Below are 14,292 nucleotides of genomic sequence, written 5' to 3' on the forward strand. Positions count from 1 at the left end.
CTAACGCACCGAGGCGGATTCTCAAAGCTCTGTCGCCTTTGTGTCAATTCGGGGCCTCCCCCGAGGTGCGGATGTGCCGGTGGCGGGGGCCGCAACCTGTCAGACTTTGCGGGGTGGCCGCCGCGGCCGTGCCGAAACGCAGCCTGGCGTGGCATATGGCGCGAATATGGCCGCACCGCGCCCTGCAGATCACATATTCAAGCCCCCGTCCTTGAATCATGATCAAGCCAGCGGCATGTGAGGCCATGTGCCTCTCTATAGAATCGGTCCATGCCAGATCTTCCCAACCAGCCCCCCGTGCCGCCGGGCCAGCCGCCCGGCGCGGTGCCGGGCCGTGACGATGCGGACGGGACCGTCATCCTCGAGCGCGTTCCCCAGAAAACCGAGCCTCCGCGCCTGTACCAGGTGCTGCTGCTCAACGACGATTTCACCCCGATGGAGTTTGTCGTGATGGTGTTGCAGGAGTTCTTCCGCCATGACCTGGACACGGCCACCCAGATCATGCTCAAGATCCATCACGAAGGGCGCGGCGTCTGCGGTGTCTTCACCAAGGATGTGGCCGCGACCAAGGTCGAACTGGTGCTGGCCGCCTCACGGCGTGCCGGCCATCCCTTGCAGTGCATTATGGAGGCCGCATGATTGCCCAAGAACTTGAAGTCAGCCTGCACATGGCCTTCGTCGAGGCGCGCCAGCAGCGCCACGAATTCATCACCGTCGAGCATCTGCTGCAGGCGCTGCTGGACAATCCGTCCGCGGCGGAAGTGCTGCGCGCCTGCTCGGCCAACATCGATGACCTGCGTAAGAGCCTCGCGCAGTTCATCAAGGACAACACGCCCACGGTGGGCGGCACCGAGGAGGTGGACACCCAGCCCACGCTCGGCTTCCAGCGCGTGATCCAGCGCGCGATCATGCATGTGCAGTCCACCGGCAGCGGCAAGAAGGAAGTGACCGGCGCGAACGTGCTGGTCGCCATCTTCGGCGAGAAGGACTCCCATGCCGTCTACTACCTGCACCAGCAGGGCGTGACGCGCCTGGACGTCGTCAACTACATCGCCCACGGCATCAAGAAGAGCGAGCCGCCCGAGCCCCCGAAGGGCCAGGACGGGCAAGGCAGCGGCTCCGATGCGGAACGCGAGGAGGGGGACGGCGCGGCCTCGGGCTCCAAGGGCTCGCCGCTGGAGCAGTTCACCCAGAACCTCAACCAGCAGGCCAAGGACGGCAAGATCGATCCCTTGATCGGCCGCGAGGCCGAGGTGGAGCGCGTGGTGCAGGTGCTGTGCCGCCGACGCAAGAACAACCCGCTGCTGGTGGGCGAGGCCGGTGTCGGCAAGACCGCCATCGCCGAGGGTCTGGCCTGGCGCATCACGGAGGGCGACGTCCCCGACGTCCTGGCCGAGGCCCAGGTCTATTCCCTGGACATGGGCGCTCTGCTGGCCGGTACCAAGTACCGCGGCGACTTCGAACAGCGCCTGAAGGCCGTGCTCAAGCAGCTCAAGGACCAGCCCAACGCCATCCTCTTCATCGATGAGATCCACACGCTCATCGGCGCGGGCGCGGCCTCGGGGGGCACGCTCGACGCCAGCAACCTCCTCAAGCCGGCGCTGAGCTCCGGCGCGATGAAGTGCATCGGCGCGACCACCTTCACCGAGTACCGCGGCATCTTTGAGAAGGACGCCGCGCTGTCCCGCCGCTTCCAGAAGGTGGATGTGGCGGAGCCGTCCGTCGAGCAGACCATCGAGATCCTGAAGGGGCTGAAGTCGCGCTTCGAGGAGCATCACAGCGTGAAGTACGCGCTGGGCGCCCTGCAGGCGGCGGCGGAGCTGTCGGCCAAGTACATCAACGACCGCCACCTGCCCGACAAGGCGATCGACGTCATCGACGAGGCCGGCGCCGCGCAGCGCATCCTGCCCAAGAGCAAGCAGAAGAAGACCATCACGCGTGCCGAGGTCGAGGACATCGTCGCCAAGATCGCCCGCATCCCGCCGGCGAGCGTGTCCAGCGACGACCGCGGCAAGCTCAAGAGCCTGGACCGCGACCTCAAGAGCGTCGTGTTCGGCCAGGATCCCGCCATCGACGCGCTGGCCGCCGCCATCAAGATGGCGCGCTCGGGGCTCGGCAAGCCGGACAAGCCCATCGGCAGCTTCCTGTTCTCGGGCCCCACCGGCGTGGGCAAGACCGAGGTGGCGAAGCAGCTGGCCTACATCCTGGGCATCGAGCTGATCCGCTTCGACATGTCCGAGTACATGGAGCGCCACGCCGTGAGCCGCCTCATCGGCGCGCCTCCGGGCTATGTGGGCTTCGACCAGGGCGGCCTGCTGACCGAGGCCGTCACCAAGAAGCCGCACAGCGTGCTGCTGCTGGACGAGATCGAGAAGGCGCACCCGGACGTCTTCAACGTGCTGCTGCAGGTCATGGACCACGGCTCGCTGACCGACAACAACGGGCGCAAGGCCGACTTCCGCAATGTCATCATCGTCATGACGACGAATGCGGGCGCGGAGATCATGAACAAGTCCACCATCGGCTTCACCACCCAGCGCCAGCAGGGTGATGAGATGGCGGACATCAAGCGCCTGTTCACGCCCGAGTTCCGCAATCGCCTGGATGCCATCGTGTCCTTCCGTGCGCTGGACGAGGAGATCATCCTGCGCGTGGTGGACAAGTTCCTGCTGCAGCTGGAAAGCCAGCTGGCCGAGAAGAAGGTGGAGGTCACCTTCACCGACGCCCTGCGCCAGCAACTCGCCAAGAAGGGCTTCGACCCGCTCATGGGCGCGCGGCCGATGCAGCGCCTGATCCAGGACACCATCCGGCGGGCGCTGGCCGACGAGCTGCTGTTCGGCCGACTGGTCGATGGCGGGCGCCTGAAGGTGGATGTCGATGCCGCCGGCGAAGTGCAGCTGGACATTCAGCCGGCCGGCAAGAAGTCCGACAGCAAGCCGCCCAAGGCGGAGGCCGCCACGGCGGGCTGACGTTCGACGCGAGCGACCTGGCTCCTGACAGACGCGCCCCGAGGGGCGCGTTTTTCATGCTCTCGATGGCGTCTGCCGTACGGACAGGCGGGTATCGATGCAGCGTGCGCCCTGGAGTCGGACCCGATATCGGACCGGATATCGGGCCAGACGTCGGGTCAGCGGTTGGGCCGGATGCCAGGCCGGCATTGCCCCCCGGCGTGGCGCCGGATGCCGCTGTTCACCATTCGTGGACGGAGGCCACCACGCGGCCGATGACCTCGAGGTCGGGGGCGGCTGACAGGTCCACGTCGTAGGCCGCGAAGGCCGGGTTGGCGCTGGTCACCCGCAGCACGCGCCCCGGAAGCATCTGGCAGTACCGCACCAGCAGCTCCTCACCCTGGCGCAGCGCATAGGCGTAGCCGCTGCGGGGCGTGATGTCCTGCTGGTCGATCAGCACCTGGTCCCCGTCGGACAGCGTGCCTTCCATGGCCGACCCCCGCACCGTCACCACGGTCAGTTTGCCGACCTCCAGCTGGCGCGAGGCGAGCCAGTCCTTGCCGAAGCACAGGCCGCTGACGTCCTGACGGGTGTCATAGGCGGCAGCGTCTTCATTGGCGGCGGCCAGGCCGCGGGCCGGCCGCTCCGGCAGCGCGGGGACGCGGACGTAGCGTTCGGCGCCGCTGTCGTCCTTGCGCCCGGTGATGACGAGCAGGAGGTCCATGCCCAGCGCTGCCGCCCTGCGCAGATAGCGGGCATCCGGGCTGCGGTCGCCGGCTTCGTAGTTGAACTGGGTGGTCTTGCTGACGCCGACGGCGGCACCAAAGTCCGCCTGGGCATAGCCGAGCCGCTGGCGCTCCGCTCGAAGGCGGTCGCCAATGCCCACGTTCGTGGAATCTTGGGGGTCAACGGGATGGGTCACAGTGCATTGACTGTACGCGCTTTTTCCGCAGCAGACACCCACAAATGACAGCGCCATGGTCTCACTATGTCATCAATCGAGGGGATGAACTGACCCATGTCTCACGTATGGAAACAGAATCAACTGTTTTGATGATGTGAATTCCATTTGTTGAAACTACAGTGGCTGCAGTTCAACAGGACATCAGCAACCATCATGAGCAATCAACAAACGGATGGTCTGGTCGCGGAAGGTGGTAAGCGGTTTCTGCAAGACCAGGCGTCGCCCGCAGCGGCAAAACGGACGCTTCAGATGCAGGGCATCACCCTGAGCGAGTTCGCGCGACAGCACGGCTTCAAGTACCGCACGGTGTCGGAGGTGGTGCGGGGGGTGAACAAGGGCCTGTATGGGGAGGGGCACCGCGTGGCGGTGGCCCTCGGTCTGAAGCGTGGGCCCTGAGCATGGCGCCCGCTTCCTCCGATGCCCCCGGGCCGGCGCCTCCGCCCGAGCCGGCAGCGAGCGTTCCGCCGCGCATCGACCGGCTCGTCCTGCGCGTCGCCTACGCCTATGACGTCCTTCCATTCGACGTCTTCCAGCGTCTGCGATCGGCGCTGGCGGGGGACCACAACATCGCCCAGGCCCTCGAGACGGCTCGCGAGGTGGTGGCGGTGTTGTCGGCGGACGATCTGGCCTACGTGCTGGCTCGCCTGCTGGTCTGCACGTCGGACGCGATCGACTAGCCGCCTGCTGTGGCGCCGTCGCCCGGGCGTGTCGGGGGCGGCGACGTGCCGGGAGGCGTCGCCCGGCGTGCTGCCCGGTGTGCTGCCCGGCAGATTGCCCCGCCGGGTGGGCCGTCTCGTGGGCGGTCTCGTGGGCGGTCTTGTGCGCAGTCTTGTGCGCGGTCTCGTGACCCGGCTCAGCGGGCGGCCGGATCCTGGCGGTAGAAGCTGGCAAAGAGCGCGTAGAGGGCCGGGTCGCTCTGCTGCAGCAGCTGCGGCTCGACGAAGAAGGCCTCCGTGGCCACGGCAAAGAACTCCTCGACGGATTCCGCGCCGTAGGGGTCGATGACCGTCTCGATGCCGGCATCGACCTGCTCGCAGAACCGTTCCCAGGCCGGGTCGATCACCGCGATCCAGGCCTCGGTCGCGGCGGCCGAGGGCAGCGGGGGAATGCCGTCGGGCGCCCCGTTGGCCATGTCCAGCACATGGGCGAACTCATGGATCACCACGTTGTAGACCGGCCCGGCGCCCAGGGCCGGATCGGGCTGAAGCTCGCTCCAGGCCAGCATCAGGGGGCCGCCCTCCATGGCCTCGCCGGCCAGCTCTTCCTCGTAGTGATGCACGACGCCATCCTCGTCCATCACCTCGCGAGGCGCGACGACCTCCGACTCGTGCATCACGATGCCCACGAAGCCGTCGTAGGCCGCCAGCCCAAGCGCCAGCACTGGCAGGCAGGCCTGGGCAGCCACGGCCACGGCGACCTCGTCCGTGACCTCGAAGCCGCCGGCGCCGTGGAATTCCTTGCGGGCCAGGAACAACGAACACAGGCGCCGAAGCGACGCGAGATCCGCCTCGCTGCGGCGGCCGATGAAGGGATAGCGGGCCAGCGTCAGCGCCCACAAGGCGTCGGGTATGGCATGGCGTGCCAGCTGTCGCTGCTCGCGCCGCGCCTGCCAGGACTGCAGGAGCCGCGTCAGCATGGTGGTTGGGTGGGGGTGTCGGGACCGTCGGCGTCGGTCGTCGGGGCGGACGCTGGCAGGGCCGTTGGCGTGGCGGCGGCCTGCAGCCCAGCGATGAACGGGCCTTCTGCCTCGGGCAGCGACAGCCGCAGCAAGCCCTGGGTGCTCAGCCGCAGGACGTCAGCGCGCAAGGGCGGGTGGTCGAGATCCCAGTCGCTGAGCACGTCCCGGTGCCGCCCGTCGCCGAGCACGTGCCGGGCGGGGCGATGGGTGTGGCCATGGATCAGCCGCTCGCAGGACCGCGCCTGCAAGGCCTGGCGCACGGCGTCCGCGTCGAGGTCCGCCCACAGCTCGGGGCGATCGGCGACCCCCGCTTTTTGCGCCATGCTGCGCTCTCGCAGGCCCCGGGCGATGCGCCGACGCGCATCCAGCGCTTGCGCCAGGAAGGTCTGCTGCCAGGTGGCGGCGCGCACCTGGGCGCGGAAGGCCTGGTAGTCCCGGTCCTCCAGGCACCAGGCATCGCCATGGCTCAGCAGGAGGCGCCGCCCGAAGGCCTGCAGCACGCAGGGGTCGGCCAGTCGGGTCAGGCCGGCGTCCTGCGCGGCAGCGCTGCCGAACAGGAAATCGCGGTTGCCCGCCATGAAGAAGAGAGGTGTCCGCGTGCTGGCCTGCCGCAGCAGGGCGAGCAGTGCGGCTTCCTCGGGCTGGTGTCGGGCGTCGTCGCCGATCCAGACCTCGAAGATGTCCCCCAGCAGGAAGACGGCGTCGGCCGCCGTGTGGCTCAGGTAGTGAGCCAGGGCCGCGCGAGTGCAGGGGGTGTGCTCGGACAGGTGCAGGTCCGAGATGAAGTCGATCGCCCGCCAGTGAGGCGGGGCGATCCACTCGCCTGGCAGTTCATCCAGGCAGGGCAGGGGCTCAGCCCTGGACTTCAACAGCCTTCTCGATCACGACAGCCTCGACAGGCACGTCGCCGTGGCCGTTCTTGTTGCCGGTGCGGACCTTCTCGATCTCGCCCACGACGTCGGCGCCGGCCACGACCTTGCCGAACACGGCATAGCCCCAGCCCGAGGGCGACTCGGACTTGAAGTCCAGGAAGTCGTTGTTGATGGCGTTGATGAAGAACTGGGCCGAGGCCGAGTGCGGCGCGTTGGTACGGGCCATCGCGATCGTGTACTGGGCGTTCTTCAGGCCGTTGTTGGCCTCGTTCTGGATCGGGGCGTCGGTGGGCTTCTGGCTCATGTCGGCCGTGAAGCCGCCGCCCTGGATCATGAAGCGCTTGATCACGCGGTGGAAGATCGTGCCGTCGTAGTGGCCCTTGTTCACGTAGCTCAGGAAGTTGGCCACGGTGATGGGCGCCTTGGCGTCATCGAGCTCCAGCTTGATGACCTTGGCGGCGCCGTTCAGGTTGATGGTCAGTTCGACGAATTTGCTCATGGCTTGCACTCCAGGGTGGCCTTGTTGATGAAGATGGGGGTGGCCGGCAGGTGCTGGAAGGCGCCCTTGGCCTCCACCGGCGTGGCGCGGATCTTGTCGACGACGTCCATGCCGGCGACGACCTGGCCGAAGACGGCATAGCCGCGGCCGGTGTTCGAGTTCTCGGCATCCAGGCCGGTGTTGTCAGCCACGTTGATGAAGAACTGCGAGGTGGCGGAGTCAGGGAAGGCGGTGCGGGCCATCGAGATGGTGCCGCGCAGGTTCTTCAGGTCCGACTTGTCTTCCAGCGGGATCGGCGCACGGGTGGGCTTTTGCACGAGCTTGTCGGTGAAGCCGCCAGTCTGGATCATGAAGCCGTCGATCACGCGGTGGAAGATCACCCCGTTGTAGTGGCCGGCCTTCACGTACTGGACGAAGTTGGCCACGGTCTTCGGGGCCTTCTCGGCGTTCAGCTCGACGCAGATGTCGCCCACGGTGGTGGAGAGCTTGACCTGCTGGGCCTGGACGCTGAGCGCCAGGGGCAGCAGGGCGGCGGCCAGCAGGCCGCGGAGGCAGGTGAGAGGCGGCAGGTGGTGGGCCATGTGGCGTGGACTCCCTTGGCAAATGGTTCTGGAGGGATGCCCGTCGTGCCGGGCGCATCTCACCGGGGCGAGCGCGCGGCGGCCGGGGCGGCTGCCGCATTCTCGCTCAGCGGGCCGGGCCGTTCAGGTGGCGCAGCAGTTCCTGCGTGCGGCGCAGCTTCAGGCCGGCGTTGACCGAGCTCTGGGGGCCGGGTCGGGCGGCGATGCCATAGGCGCGGGCGGCCATCTGCAGCAGCACGTCGCCCAGGTTCTCCTGGGCCTGGACGTGGTCGGGCTGCAGGGCCACGGCGCGCTGCAGCGCGTCCTGGGCGGCGTCCAGCTCGCCACGGCCGGCGAGGATCACGGCGAGGTTGTTGAAGGGGTCCGCCAGGTCCGGGAAGTCCTCGGTCAGGTGGCGCAGCAGCGTCTCGGCCTGGGCCGTCTCACCGGATTCCATGCGCATCAGCGCCAGGGCGAAGCGCACGCGGGCGTTGTTGGGGTCCTCGCCCAGCGCCTGCTCCAGCGTCTTCTTGGCGTCGGCCTGGTGGCCCTGCAGCCACTGCTGCTGGGCCTTCTCCAGCTCACCCGCCGCCAGGACGGGCCCGGCGAAGCTCAGGCTGGCGGCCATCAGCAGGGCGGGGAGGGCGGACATGGCGAAACCGGGGAGGCGGAGCTTCATGGGCAGGTGGACAGGTGGGCAGGGCCGCGAAGGCCCAATCGGTATACTGGATGATTCTATAAGCTGGCTCCCTCCGGCACCGCGCCTTGGCGGCGATGCCCTTGCCCGGCGTCACGCTTTCGTTCCGGTTCGCCCTGAGTTCGCCCTGCGAGCCCCTACTTTCGCCCTGCGAGTCCATGTCCCTGCGCATCTACAACACCCTGACCCGCGCGGTCGAGCCCTTCGCCCCCATCGAGCCTGGCCATGTGCGCATGTACGTCTGCGGCATGACCATCTACGACCTGTGTCACGTGGGGCATGCCCGCATGATGATGGCGTTCGATGTGGTCCAGCGCTGGCTCAAGGCCTCGGGCTACCGGGTGACCTATGTCCGCAACATCACGGACATCGAGGACAAGATCATCAAGCGGGCCCTGGAGCGCGGCATCAGCATCCGTCAGCTGACGGACGAGATGATCGACGCCATGCACCGCGACATCGGTGCCCTGGGCGTCGAGCGCCCGACGCACGAGCCGCGCGCCACGGAGTACGTCGGCCAGATGCTGGACATGATCGGCCTGCTCGAGGAGAAGGGCCTGGCCTATCAGGCGAGCAACGGGGATGTGAACTACGCCGTGCGCAAGTTCCCGGGCTATGGCAAGCTCTCCCGTCGCAACCTCGACGATCTGCGCGCCGGCGAGCGCGTGGCCGTGGATGAGGGCAAGCATGACCCGCTCGATTTCGTGCTCTGGAAGGCCGCCAAGGCCGACGAGCCGGCGGACGCCAAGTACGACGGCCGCTACGGCCCGGGCCGTCCCGGCTGGCACATCGAGTGCTCGGCCATGAGTTGCGCCGTGCTGGGCGAGACCTTCGACATCCACGGCGGCGGCCTGGACCTGCAGTTCCCGCACCATGAGAACGAGATCGCCCAGAGCGAGGGGGCCCTCGGCAAGCCCTTCGTGCGCACCTGGATGCACAACGGCTTCCTGAACGTCGACAACGAGAAGATGTCCAAGTCCCTGGGCAACTTCTTCACCATCCAGGACGTGCTCAAGAGCTACGACGGCGAGACGGTGCGCTTCTTCATGCTGCGTACCCACTACCGCAGCCCGATCAACTACAGCGATGCCGCCCTGGAGGATGCCCGCCAGGCGCTGCGCCGCCTGTACACGGCGCTGGACGGCGTCGAGGCGGCTGACGTCACGATCGACTGGACCCATCCGGTGGCCGCCGCCTTCCGTGCGGCCATGGACGAGGACTTCAACGCCCCGGCGGCGCTGGCGGTGCTCTTCGACCTGGCGTCCAGCGTCAACCGCAGCCGCTCGCCCGAGGAGGCCGGCCTGCTGAAGGCGCTGGCCGCCACGCTGGGCCTGCTGCAGCAGTCGCCCCGCGCCTACCTGCAGGCTGGCAGCACGCTGGACGAGGCCGCCATCCAGGCCCAGATCGAGGCCCGTGCCGCCGCGAAGGCCGCCCGGGACTTCGCCGAGGCCGACCGCATTCGCAAGGCGCTGCTGGACGCCGGCATCGTGCTGCAGGACTCGCCCGCCGGCACGACCTGGATGAAGGCCTGATGGGGCGCTCGGCAGCGGCCGGGGTCACCCCGGAGTATTGGGATGAGGCCTGCAGGCACCTGGTCAAGCGCGACCGGGTGATGAAGAAGCTCATCCCCCAGTTCGGTGAGGCCCGCCTGCAGAGCAAGGCGGACGCCTTCACCACGCTGGCCCGCTCCATCGTGGGGCAGCAGATCTCCGTGAAGTCCGCGCAGTCCGTCTGGGACAAGTTCCTGGCGCTGGTGGGGGGGGCCGTGCACCGCATCCAGCCCACCGCGGTGCTGGCCCTGGACATCGCGGCGCTGCGGGCCGCCGGGCTGTCCGTGCGCAAGGTGGAATACCTGCGCGACCTGGCCGAGCACTTCGAGGCCGGCCGCGTACATGTGCGCCAATGGACGCAGATGGACGACGAAGCCATCATCGAGGAGCTGGTTGCCATCCGCGGCATCGGTCGCTGGACGGCCGAGATGTTCCTCATCTTTCACCTGATGCGCCCCAATGTGATGCCGCTGGACGACGTCGGGCTGCTCAAGGGCATCAGCGAAAACTACTTCTCCGGCGAACCCGTCTCGCGGGCCGAAGCGCGGGAAGTGGGGGAGGCCTGGGCCCCCTACCGCTCGGTAGCCACATGGTACATTTGGCGAAGTCTCGATCCGCTACCGGTGGAGTACTAGCCCATTCCGTCTCGGCTGCACCAGCCCCCACGAAGGGTGAATCCGCCGACCCGGTTCCGCCGCCGGCCCTCGGGCCCCCGCGGCGGGCGCTTTGAAATCAGGACGACTGATGAGCAAGAAACATTTCCTCGAATTCGAGCAGCCCATTGCCGAGCTCGAAACCAAGATCGAAGAGCTGCGCTACGTGCAGAGCGAGTCCGCCGTCGACATCTCCGAGGAGATCGACCGCCTCTCCAAGAAGAGCCAGCAGCTCACCAAGGACATCTACTCCAGCGTGGCCCCGTGGCAGACCTACCAGGTCGCCCGCCACCCGCAGCGTCCGCAAACGCTGGACTACTGCAAGGACGTCTTCACCGAGTTCCAGGAACTCCACGGTGACCGCCACTTCGCCGACGACGCCGCCATCGTGGGCGGCATCGCCCGGTTCAACGGCCAGCCTTGCGTGGTCGTGGGCCACCAGCGTGGTGCCGATGCCAAGGAGCGCACGCTGCGCAACTTCGGCATGCCGCGTCCCGAGGGCTACCGCAAGGCCCTGCGCCTGATGAAGCTGGCCGAGAAGTTCGGCCTGCCGGTCTTCACCTTCATCGACACCATGGGGGCCTATCCCGGCATCGGTGCGGAGGAGCGCGGCCAGTCCGAGGCCATCGGCCGCAACATCTTCGAGATGGCGCAGCTGGAAGTGCCTATCATCGCGACCGTGATCGGTGAAGGCGGCTCCGGCGGGGCGCTGGCCATCGGCGTGGCGGACCAGGTGCTGATGCTGCAGTTCTCGGCCTACTCGGTGATCTCGCCGGAAGGCTGTGCTTCCATCCTGTGGAAGACCTCCGAGCGTGCGCCCGACGCTGCCGAGGCGCTGGGCATCACCGCCCACCGCCTGAAGGCCCTGGGCCTGATCGACAAGATCGTGAATGAGCCGGTCGGTGGTGCTCACCGCGACGCCAAGCAGATGTGCTCCAACCTGAAGCGCGCGCTCTCGGATGCCCTGCGCCAGGTGTCGGACCTCAAGCCCAAGGAGCTGCTGGACCGCCGCTACGAGCGCCTGCAGGCCTATGGCCGATTCGGCGACACCAAGAATCGCTGAGCCTGACTCCGGCGCCTCCGGCGCCTGCGTGGCCGTCGCCTGGAGCGGCGGCCGCGACTCCACCGCCCTCATGCATGCCACGGCCCGCTGCGCGCAGGCCCTGGCCCATGAGGGTTTTGCTTTGCGGGTGCTGGGGCTGCATGTCCATCACGGCTTGAGCCCCCACGCGGACGCCTGGCTGGCCCATCTGCAACGGCAGGTCGAGACCTGGCGCGGGCAGGGGCTGCCCGTGACGCTGCAGTGGCACCGGCTCGACGGCGTGCCCGCGGCGGGCGAGAGCATCGAGGCCTGGGCCCGCAGCGGCCGGCATGCGGCGCTGCAGGCCATGGCCCGTGCGGCGGGCGCTTCGCTGCTGATGCTGGCGCATCACCGGCGGGACCAGGCGGAGACCTGGCTGTTGCAGGCCCTGCGCGGGGCCGGTCTGGCTGGGCTGGCCGCCATGCCGCGGCAGCAGGCGCGCGGGGGCCTGGTCTGGGCGCGCCCCTGGCTGGAGCAGCCGCGCGCGCGCATCGAGCATTACGTCCAGGCGCGAGGCCTGGTCCACATCGAGGACGAGAGCAACGCCGACCCGCGCTTCGCCCGCAACCGGCTGCGGCTTCAGGGGTGGCCCGCCTTGCAGGCGGCGTTTCCGGGCGCCGAGGCCGCGCTGGCGCAGTCCGCGCGCTGGGCGCAGGAGGCCGGCGAGCTGCTGGCAGAACTGGCGCAGGACGACGCGCAGCGCTGGCTCGAGCCGGCGCCTGGTGCCTTGCCGGCCCTGCGGCTGGCGGCCTTTGAGGCCCTGTCCCGCCCGCGCCTGAGCAATCTGCTGCGGCACTGGCTGCAGCGGTCGCTGCCTCAGTCCGCTCCCGCCAGCCTGGTGACCCGCCTGCTGGACGAGGCCGCCGCGGCGCCCGCCGGCGCCTCCTGGCCGGCGGGCCGGCGGGTGGTCCAGAAGCATCAGGGCCAGTTGCTGGTGCTGCCCGTGCCGGCCGTGGCACCGGCGCAGGCCTGTCGCATGGACCTCAGCACGCCCGGCCTCCACGCCTGCCCGGCCTTCGCCGGTTGCTGGCACGTCGCGCTCGTGGAAGGGGTCGCTGAGCCTTCGTCGGAATGGGTGGGCTCATCGCTATTGCGCAATGTGATCTTGCGTCCACGCGAAGGCAGCGAGCAATTCCAGCGCGCGCCGGGCACGCCGCCGCGGGCCTTGAAGAAGGCCTGGCAGGCCGCGGGCGTGCCCGCGCTGGGGCGGGGGGGGCCGCTGGTTTATGCCGATTTCCCTGGGGAAACGGGCGCCCCGCCGCGTCTGCTGTGGGTGCCGGCCCTGGGCCTGGATGCGCGTTGCCGGGGGCAGGGGGAGGGACCGCGCCTGCGCCTGAGGTGGCTGCCGGACGCTCGCTGACGCGGGGCTGATGCCCTCGCCGCCGCGCTGGCAGGGCTTCGTGCTTCGCCAAGCCCAACCTTAGAATCGGCCCCAGCGACCGCGGCGCAAGAAACCCCCTCCAACTCCGCGCATCTTCACAACCATGGCATTGATCGTTCACAAGTACGGCGGCACCTCGATGGGCTCGACCGACCGTATCCGCAACGTGGCCAAGCGCGTCGCCAAGTGGGCGCGTGCGGGCCATCAGATGGTGGTGGTGCCCTCGGCCATGAGCGGCGAGACCAACCGTCTGCTGGGCCTCGCCAAGGAGCTCTCGCCCGCCAGCAGCAGCCCCGCGCTGATGCGCGAGCTGGACATGATCGCCGCCACCGGCGAGCAGGTCTCGGTGGGTCTCCTGGCCATCGCGCTGCAGGCCGAAGGGCTGGAGTCCGTCAGCTACACCGGCTGGCAGGTGCCCGTGGCGACCGACTCGTCCTACACCAAGGCCCGCATCGAGAGCATCGACGACAAGCGCGTCCGTGCCGACCTGGCCGCCGGCAAGGTGGTGGTCATCACCGGCTTCCAGGGCATCGACGAGCACAACAACATCACCACGCTGGGCCGTGGCGGCTCCGACACCTCGGCCGTGGCCATTGCCGCCGCCATGAAGGCGGACGAGTGCCTGATCTACACCGACGTCGACGGCGTCTACACGACCGACCCGCGCGTGGTGCCCGAGGCGCGCCGCCTCAAGAGCATCAGTTTCGAGGAAATGCTCGAGATGGCCTCGCTGGGCTCCAAGGTGCTGCAGATCCGCTCGGTGGAGTTCGCCGGCAAGTACCGCGTGCCGCTGCGCGTGCTGTCCAGCTTCACGGCCTGGGACATCGACATCAACGAGGAAGCCAAGTCCGGCACCCTGATCACTTTTGAAGAGGACGAAAACATGGAACAAGCCGTCGTGTCGGGCATCGCCTTCAACCGCGACGAGGCCAAGGTGACGCTGCTGGGCGTGCCTGACAAGCCGGGCATCGCCTTCCAGATCCTCGGCCCCGTGGCAGAGGCCAACATCGACATCGACGTCATCATCCAGAACGTCTCGCACGACGGGAAGACCGACTTCAGCTTCACCGTGCACCGCAACGACTACCAGCGCACGCTGGAGCTGCTGGAGAAGACCGTCGCCCCGGCCACCGGCGCCGCCAAGGTGATGGGTGACCCGCGCATCTGCAAGGTCTCCATCGTGGGCATCGGCATGCGCTCGCACGTGGGCGTGGCGTCCAAGATGTTCCGCTCCCTCAGCGAGGAAGGCATCAACATCCAGATGATCTCGACCAGCGAGATCAAGACCAGCGTGGTCATCGACGAGAAGTACATGGAGCTCGCCGTGCGCGCACTGCACCGGGCCTTCGACCTGGACCAGCCGGCCACCTGATCTGGCCTCTCCCGTGCTTTTCTGAAAAAAGTCGGGA

The 14,292-nt window shown here is 68.2% G+C and carries 15 protein-coding genes; 9 read left to right on the forward strand and 6 right to left on the reverse strand.

Annotation, left to right across the window (positions count from 1 at the left end):
* Positions 1–270: 270 nt before the first annotated feature.
* Entirely contained in the window at positions 271–639 is a 369-nt protein-coding gene (gene clpS / locus QRD43_RS17735; RefSeq protein ID WP_269633306.1) for an ATP-dependent Clp protease adapter ClpS, read from the forward strand.
* Positions 636–2,969 (forward strand): ATP-dependent Clp protease ATP-binding subunit ClpA, encoded by a 2,334-nt coding sequence (clpA, locus tag QRD43_RS17740; RefSeq protein ID WP_285983837.1) that lies wholly within the window; start codon positions 636–638, stop codon positions 2,967–2,969. The genes clpS and clpA overlap by 4 nt, the downstream gene beginning before the upstream one ends.
* A gap of 220 nt (positions 2,970–3,189) precedes the next feature.
* Here the strand turns inward: clpA and QRD43_RS17745 are convergent, their stop codons facing one another.
* Positions 3,190–3,870, reverse strand: coding sequence for an XRE family transcriptional regulator (locus tag QRD43_RS17745; RefSeq protein WP_285983838.1), 681 nt, complete (start codon positions 3,868–3,870; stop codon positions 3,190–3,192).
* A 195-nt stretch (positions 3,871–4,065) separates the two neighbouring features.
* Between QRD43_RS17745 and QRD43_RS17750 the strand changes: the two genes are divergently transcribed.
* Both QRD43_RS17750 and QRD43_RS17755 read left to right on the forward strand, forming a co-directional pair.
* Positions 4,066–4,308, forward strand: coding sequence for a helix-turn-helix domain-containing protein (locus QRD43_RS17750; protein WP_342399047.1), 243 nt, complete (start codon positions 4,066–4,068; stop codon positions 4,306–4,308).
* A gap of 2 nt (positions 4,309–4,310) precedes the next feature.
* Positions 4,311–4,589 carry a hypothetical protein gene (locus tag QRD43_RS17755; protein ID WP_285983839.1) on the forward strand — a complete coding sequence of 93 codons (279 nt, stop codon included), beginning with the start codon at positions 4,311–4,313 and terminating at the stop codon, positions 4,587–4,589.
* 176 nt (positions 4,590–4,765) lie between these two features.
* On the opposite strand, the gene QRD43_RS17760 is transcribed toward QRD43_RS17755, so the two are convergent.
* The 5 genes from QRD43_RS17760 to QRD43_RS17780 all read right to left on the reverse strand — a co-directional run bounded on the left by QRD43_RS17760 (position 4,766) and on the right by QRD43_RS17780 (position 8,173).
* The gene (locus tag QRD43_RS17760) at positions 4,766–5,548 is read right to left on the reverse strand and encodes a M90 family metallopeptidase (RefSeq protein ID WP_285983840.1); all 783 of its coding nucleotides are present in this window, start codon (positions 5,546–5,548) and stop codon (positions 4,766–4,768) included.
* Positions 5,542–6,459, reverse strand: coding sequence for a UDP-2,3-diacylglucosamine diphosphatase (locus tag QRD43_RS17765; RefSeq protein WP_285983841.1), 918 nt, complete (start codon positions 6,457–6,459; stop codon positions 5,542–5,544). The genes QRD43_RS17760 and QRD43_RS17765 overlap by 7 nt, the downstream gene beginning before the upstream one ends.
* A complete protein-coding gene (locus QRD43_RS17770) occupies positions 6,443–6,961 on the reverse strand; it encodes a peptidylprolyl isomerase (protein ID WP_285983842.1) in 519 nt (172 codons plus the stop codon). The genes QRD43_RS17765 and QRD43_RS17770 overlap by 17 nt, the downstream gene beginning before the upstream one ends.
* Positions 6,958–7,542, reverse strand: a complete 585-nt coding sequence (locus tag QRD43_RS17775; protein ID WP_285983843.1) for a peptidylprolyl isomerase — start codon at positions 7,540–7,542, stop codon at positions 6,958–6,960. The genes QRD43_RS17770 and QRD43_RS17775 overlap by 4 nt, the downstream gene beginning before the upstream one ends.
* Positions 7,543–7,648: 106 nt before the next feature.
* Positions 7,649–8,173 (reverse strand): tetratricopeptide repeat protein, encoded by a 525-nt coding sequence (locus QRD43_RS17780; RefSeq protein ID WP_285983844.1) that lies wholly within the window; start codon positions 8,171–8,173, stop codon positions 7,649–7,651.
* A gap of 203 nt (positions 8,174–8,376) precedes the next feature.
* On the opposite strand from QRD43_RS17780, the gene cysS reads away from it, so the two are divergent.
* From cysS to QRD43_RS17805, 5 genes are all read left to right on the forward strand, one after another.
* The gene (gene cysS, locus QRD43_RS17785) at positions 8,377–9,750 is read left to right on the forward strand and encodes a cysteine--tRNA ligase (RefSeq protein WP_285983845.1); all 1,374 of its coding nucleotides are present in this window, start codon (positions 8,377–8,379) and stop codon (positions 9,748–9,750) included.
* Positions 9,750–10,403, forward strand: a complete 654-nt coding sequence (locus QRD43_RS17790) for a DNA-3-methyladenine glycosylase family protein (RefSeq protein WP_285983846.1) — start codon at positions 9,750–9,752, stop codon at positions 10,401–10,403. The genes cysS and QRD43_RS17790 overlap by 1 nt, the downstream gene beginning before the upstream one ends.
* A gap of 109 nt (positions 10,404–10,512) precedes the next feature.
* Positions 10,513–11,484: an acetyl-CoA carboxylase carboxyltransferase subunit alpha gene (locus QRD43_RS17795; RefSeq protein WP_285983847.1), complete on the forward strand. Its 972-nt coding sequence runs from the start codon at positions 10,513–10,515 to the stop codon at positions 11,482–11,484.
* Positions 11,453–12,862 (forward strand): tRNA lysidine(34) synthetase TilS, encoded by a 1,410-nt coding sequence (gene tilS / locus QRD43_RS17800; protein ID WP_491572016.1) that lies wholly within the window; start codon positions 11,453–11,455, stop codon positions 12,860–12,862. Before QRD43_RS17795 ends, tilS begins: the two co-directional genes overlap by 32 nt.
* A 124-nt stretch (positions 12,863–12,986) precedes the next feature.
* Positions 12,987–14,255, forward strand: a complete 1,269-nt coding sequence (locus tag QRD43_RS17805; RefSeq protein ID WP_285983849.1) for an aspartate kinase — start codon at positions 12,987–12,989, stop codon at positions 14,253–14,255.
* Positions 14,256–14,292 lie beyond the last annotated feature (37 nt).

Source organism: Roseateles subflavus (assembly GCF_030285365.1).
Lineage (GTDB): Bacteria > Pseudomonadota > Gammaproteobacteria > Burkholderiales > Burkholderiaceae_C > Roseateles_B > Roseateles_B subflavus.

Excerpts from the sequence above, each read along its gene's own strand:
- clpA (WP_285983837.1), top strand. The coding sequence starts at position 636 with ATGATTGCCCAAGAACTTGAAGTCAGCCTGCACATGGCCTTCGTCGAG.
- tilS (WP_491572016.1), top strand. The coding sequence starts at position 11,453 with ATGGCCGATTCGGCGACACCAAGAATCGCTGAGCCTGACTCCGGCGCC.
- QRD43_RS17775 (WP_285983843.1), bottom strand. The coding sequence starts at position 7,542 with ATGGCCCACCACCTGCCGCCTCTCACCTGCCTCCGCGGCCTGCTGGCC.
- QRD43_RS17790 (WP_285983846.1), top strand. The coding sequence starts at position 9,750 with ATGGGGCGCTCGGCAGCGGCCGGGGTCACCCCGGAGTATTGGGATGAG.
- QRD43_RS17795 (WP_285983847.1), top strand. The coding sequence starts at position 10,513 with ATGAGCAAGAAACATTTCCTCGAATTCGAGCAGCCCATTGCCGAGCTC.
- QRD43_RS17750 (WP_342399047.1), top strand. The coding sequence starts at position 4,066 with ATGAGCAATCAACAAACGGATGGTCTGGTCGCGGAAGGTGGTAAGCGG.
- clpS (WP_269633306.1), top strand. The coding sequence starts at position 271 with ATGCCAGATCTTCCCAACCAGCCCCCCGTGCCGCCGGGCCAGCCGCCC.
- QRD43_RS17770 (WP_285983842.1), bottom strand. The coding sequence starts at position 6,961 with ATGAGCAAATTCGTCGAACTGACCATCAACCTGAACGGCGCCGCCAAG.
- QRD43_RS17760 (WP_285983840.1), bottom strand. The coding sequence starts at position 5,548 with ATGCTGACGCGGCTCCTGCAGTCCTGGCAGGCGCGGCGCGAGCAGCGA.
- QRD43_RS17780 (WP_285983844.1), bottom strand. The coding sequence starts at position 8,173 with ATGTCCGCCCTCCCCGCCCTGCTGATGGCCGCCAGCCTGAGCTTCGCC.
- cysS (WP_285983845.1), top strand. The coding sequence starts at position 8,377 with ATGTCCCTGCGCATCTACAACACCCTGACCCGCGCGGTCGAGCCCTTC.
- QRD43_RS17805 (WP_285983849.1), top strand. The coding sequence starts at position 12,987 with ATGGCATTGATCGTTCACAAGTACGGCGGCACCTCGATGGGCTCGACC.
- QRD43_RS17755 (WP_285983839.1), top strand. The coding sequence starts at position 4,311 with ATGGCGCCCGCTTCCTCCGATGCCCCCGGGCCGGCGCCTCCGCCCGAG.